General features: G+C 32.5%; 3 protein-coding genes and 1 pseudogene. 3 read left to right on the forward strand and 1 reads right to left on the reverse strand.

The genetic code is table 11. The features are described from left to right. Nucleotides 1-53 precede the first annotated feature (53 nt). Nucleotides 54-1,433, forward strand: a complete 1,380-nt coding sequence (gene radA / locus JJE11_RS14955; RefSeq protein ID WP_291637030.1) for a DNA repair protein RadA — start codon at nt 54-56, stop codon at nt 1,431-1,433. 117 nt (nt 1,434-1,550) lie between these two features. Here the strand turns inward: radA and JJE11_RS14960 are convergent, their stop codons facing one another. Further along, the gene (locus JJE11_RS14960) at nt 1,551-2,306 is read right to left on the reverse strand and encodes an SIS domain-containing protein (RefSeq protein WP_291637034.1); all 756 of its coding nucleotides are present in this window, start codon (nt 2,304-2,306) and stop codon (nt 1,551-1,553) included. Nucleotides 2,307-2,582: 276 nt separating this feature from the next. Here JJE11_RS14960 and JJE11_RS14965 point away from each other — a divergent pair, with 276 nt between their 5' ends. Next, on the forward strand, nt 2,583-4,055 hold the full coding sequence (locus JJE11_RS14965) for an FAD-binding oxidoreductase (RefSeq protein WP_291637032.1): 1,473 nt from the start codon (nt 2,583-2,585) through the stop codon (nt 4,053-4,055). A gap of 102 nt (nt 4,056-4,157) precedes the next feature. Then, nucleotides 4,158-4,614 (forward strand): annotated as a pseudogene (locus JJE11_RS14970) (electron transfer flavoprotein subunit beta/FixA family protein); the annotation flags it as partial.

Here is a 4,614-nt window from a genome sequence, read left to right on the forward strand (position 1 = left end):
CAATAAAATAAATGATTGCATAGATGATGACGATAAAAAGGAGATGTATCTAATTGGCTAAAGATAAAAATGTTTATGTTTGTAAAGACTGTGGGTCGCAATCTCCAAAATGGATGGGGAAATGTAATGATTGTGGCGCCTGGAATACATATGAAGAAAAAATAGTTAGGGCAAGCTCAGTTAAATCTAATTCGAGTAGAGTGGTAATAACAACTAATCCAACGAAACTAAGAGCGATTATACAATCTAACAGCGACAGGATAGTTACAGGAGTTTCAGAATTTGATAGGGTTATGGGTGGCGGGATAGTTAGAGATAGTATAAGCATAATTTCAGCGCCTCCTGGAATGGGAAAGTCTACTCTTTTGCTGCAACTCGCAAACTCTCTGTCTTTAAAAGGATATAAAATTTTATATGCATCTGGAGAGGAAAGCAATAGTCAAATTAAAAATAGAGCAGACCGTACAGTAAAAGAAATAGCTGATAATTTCTGGGTAGTTTCTGATACTAAGTTAGATGAAATATTACAACATATAGAAACAGTTGATGCAGACTTAATAATACTTGATAGCATCCAAACATTTACTTTAGAAGAATATTCAAGTTCGAGAGCGGGATCGCCTACTCAAGTAATTGAATGTGCTACAGCTTTAAAGGATAAAGCAAAAAATCCAGATAGACCAAGAGCTGTGTTCCTCGTTGGGCAAATGACAAAGGCTGATGAGATGGCTGGGCCTCGGATATTAGAGCATTTAGTGGACACCGTCTTATACATAGAGGGAGAAGATGGAGAAGAACTTAAACATTTAATTAGCAAGAAAAATAGATATGGCGACACATCTGAAAGTGGTTTATTCCGCATGACAGAAATAGGGATGGAAGAAATAACTGACCCGTCTGAGTTTTTTATGACCAAAAGGGAAGAGTTAGTTCCAGGGAGTGCTTTAGCTGTTATAAAGGATGGTACAAGACCAATTGTTATAGAGATAGAAAGTCTTGTATCTAAATCTTTTACTCCTTATCCAAGTAGACTAAGCGAATGTTTTTCAAGGAAAGAACAATTAGGTACTCTTATTTCAATTCTTGAGGAAAGAGGAGGGGTAGGACTTTATGATAAAAATGTTATTATAAAAGCAACAGGTGGTCTTAAATTAACTGAAACATCAGTAAATCTTGCTGTAGTAATGAGTATTGCATCCTCCGCATTAAACCATGGAATATCTACTGATACAGTCTTTATAGGAGAACTTGGTCTTACGGGTGAATTAAAAAAAGTACCATCACTCGAGCAAAGATTAAAAGAAGTAGATAGAATGGGTTTTAAAAAGGCATATATACCGATGAATTGTTTAAAAACAGGGGTTAAATTTAAGAATATAAGGGTCATTCCTTGTAAGAAATTAATTGATGTTATTGAAAAGGAAATTAAATGATGATACGGATTATTAAAACCCTTGGTCACTATTGGATTGCAATTCAATAGTGACCAAGGGTTTTAATACACTTCTACTGGATATTTCGACCTGACAAAAGAATATGTGATGTAAATACTATATATCTTCTTGTTCAGTATTTATTTGTTTTTGTTCAAGAATCTCCTGGCGATTATTAAAAATAATACGCTGAATAACTTCTTCTATGAAAATAAAAAAAACGATTCTTGATTTTTCATATGGTTTTAAATTATCTGCTTGAAGGAATTTTGACATCCAAAATATCTTATCATAATCAGTTAATAAGGAAGCATTATACTCTTCAACAATCAATAGAACTTGACAATTTTTTTCTTTTGCAAGAATGTTAATTCGTTCAAAAGATTTGTATTTACCTGTAGTAGAAAAAATAACAAGTAAACTTTTGTCGTCAAGTAAACTCTCCACAGAAATTTCATCAGGTACAGCAATAACGAACTTATTTGTGTTGATTCGCAATTTGTATTCAAAATATTGGGTACAAATAAATGATGGGCCATAACCAAAAAGAATAATCTTTTTATAAGAATTTATAAGTTCTATAAACTCATCAACTAAAGATATATCAAACTCATCTATAAAATTTTTAATTCGCTGGAGCTCTATTGAAGATTTATTTTCAGGAATACCCTTACCATATAAAAAATCCATATATTGCTTATAATTGTTAAATCCAAGTTTTTTTACAAATTTAGAAATCTTAGACATAGAGCAATCACAGGCATGCGCTGCTTTTGTTATTGTAATGTTGGTATCAGTTTTTGAGATAGTAATAAGAGTTTCATTAATCTTTTTTTCTAGTGGATTCAATTTATTAAAGTCAATATTTATCATAATCACTATTAGATAATCACTATAAGATAATCTAAATTTACCCCTTAATTTATTAAGTAATTTAATAACTACTTGTGTTTTGATTGTAACACTAGTAAAAGTGTTAGTAAAGTATTTAAATAAGAATATCCAATATAATGTGGAAAGTTTTCCGTTTGAAAAGAAAAAGACAAGATAAAATGAATAATTTTCCGCTAAAATGTTGACATACAATTCTGATTATAGTATTCTATTGTTGTAGACTGAATGAATTAGAAATTAAGGAGGCAATGTAAATTGAATAAGGAAAAAATATTAGTAGATTTGAAGAGTATTTTATTAGAAGAACAAATTAATACAAATTATGATGATTTATATGATGCATCCGCAGATCGCTATAAAAAATATGCAAAAGCTAAAAAAGTATTAGATGTTCCAATGCCTACAGCAATTGTGTTCCCAAAGTCTGTGGATGAGGTCAAATCCCTTTTAATGTATTGCAATGAAAACAATATTAATGTAATTCCAAGAAGTGGTAAGACTGCTACAGAAGGTGGTCTAGAAAACTGGAAGGAACTAACACTTGTAATAGATGGTAAGCACCTGAATAAGATTATTAAAATTGATGAATATAACATGGAAGCAACAGTTCAAGCAGGTGTTCCGCTACAAGCACTTGAAGATGAACTCCGAAAAGTAGGATATACAGCAGGACATTCTCCACAATCTAAGCCAGTTGCTCAATATGGAGGACTCGTAGCAACGAGAAGTATTGGACAATTCTCAACTTTATACGGTGGAATTGAGGATATGGTAGTAGGACTAGAATGCGTTTTCCCAGATGGGCATATTTCAAGAATTAAGAATGTTTCACGTCGTGCTGGAGGCCCGGATATAAGGCACGTTGTTATCGGTAATGAAGGTACATTATGCTATATTACAGAAGTTACGGTTAAAATATTCAAATTTTTTCCTGAGAACAATAAGTTCTATGGATACCTTGTAAAAGATGTTGAATCTGGAATTAAAGTATTAAGAGAAGTTATGGTTAATGGGTATCGCCCATCTGTTTCTCGAATATATTCTGAGGAAGATGCAAGACAACATTTCTACCACTTTTATAAAGGGAAATGTGTATTAATATTTATGGCTGAAGGAAATAAAGAAACGGTAAATGCTGTATGCACAGGGATTGAAGATGCTACTGAAAAATTCAATGATAGCATTATTGAAAAAGTAGATAGCAAACTTATAGAAGATTGGTTTAATCATTTGAACTGGTCACAGCAAGATATTGATGATGAGTTCCAAGGAATGATTGATAATGATAGGCATGATGGATATACAACTGAAATTTCAGCTAACTGGGAAATGCTTCCTAAAATATACGATAGCGTTCTTAACAGGATTAAAACTGAATTTAAGCGTCCAAACGACCTTACAATGCTCGGTGGACATTCATCTCATAGTTACATAAACGGAGCTAATATGTACTTTGTTTATAATTATAATATCAATTGTGAACCAGAAGATGAAATGAGAATATACCACCATCCAATACAAACAATTATTGTAGAGGAAACATTAAAACTTGGAGGATCTATGTGTCACCACCACGGAATTGGCAAGTTCCGTAACGAATGGACAAAAGCAGAACATGGCACGGCATATTACATATTAGAAAAATTAAAAGAAGCTTTTGATCCAAATGGCATTATGAATTTTGGAACTATTTACCCACAAGAAGAAGGCATTAAATATCAAAAATAAGAACCAACTTAAAAAATAAACTACCACCATAGGCTTAAGAGTAAATTCTTAAGCCTATGGTATATGCCAAGAAAGGTATTAATAAAAAGGAGAAAGCTAAAGTTGAAAATAATTTGTCTAGTTAAGTTCGTTCCAGATGTGGATAATTTCACGTATGATTACGAAAAAAATGTATTGGTCAGAGAAAATATGAAGTTAATCCTTAATCCAGAGGATGGCTGTGCCTTGGCCTTTGCTTTAAGAATAAAAGGAAAAAATACAGAGGCTTTTGTAGAGATAGTTAGTATGGGTCCACAAAGCACTATTCCTCTGATAGAGGATTTGCTGAGGATTAATGCTGATAAAGCAACACTTATATCTGATAAACTTTATGTTGGCAGTGATACTTATGTAACAAGTAAAATCATAGCTAAGTATTTAAGGGATAAGGAATATGATTTCATTCTTACTGGAAGTCATTCCTTGGATGGCGATACTGCCCACATCCCGGCGCAACTTGCTGAAATATTACAAATTAGTCAGCTATCTAATATTGTGAAGGTATATGAGGAGAGTTTGG

Source organism: Clostridium sp., from assembly GCF_016650095.1.
In the GTDB taxonomy this organism is placed as follows: Bacteria; Bacillota; Clostridia; order Clostridiales; family Clostridiaceae; genus Clostridium_AD.

What these genes read in the sequence shown, in the direction of transcription:
- JJE11_RS14960 (WP_291637034.1), bottom strand. Translation starts at nt 2,306, where the DNA reads ATGATAAATATTGACTTTAATAAATTGAATCCACTAGAAAAAAAGATT.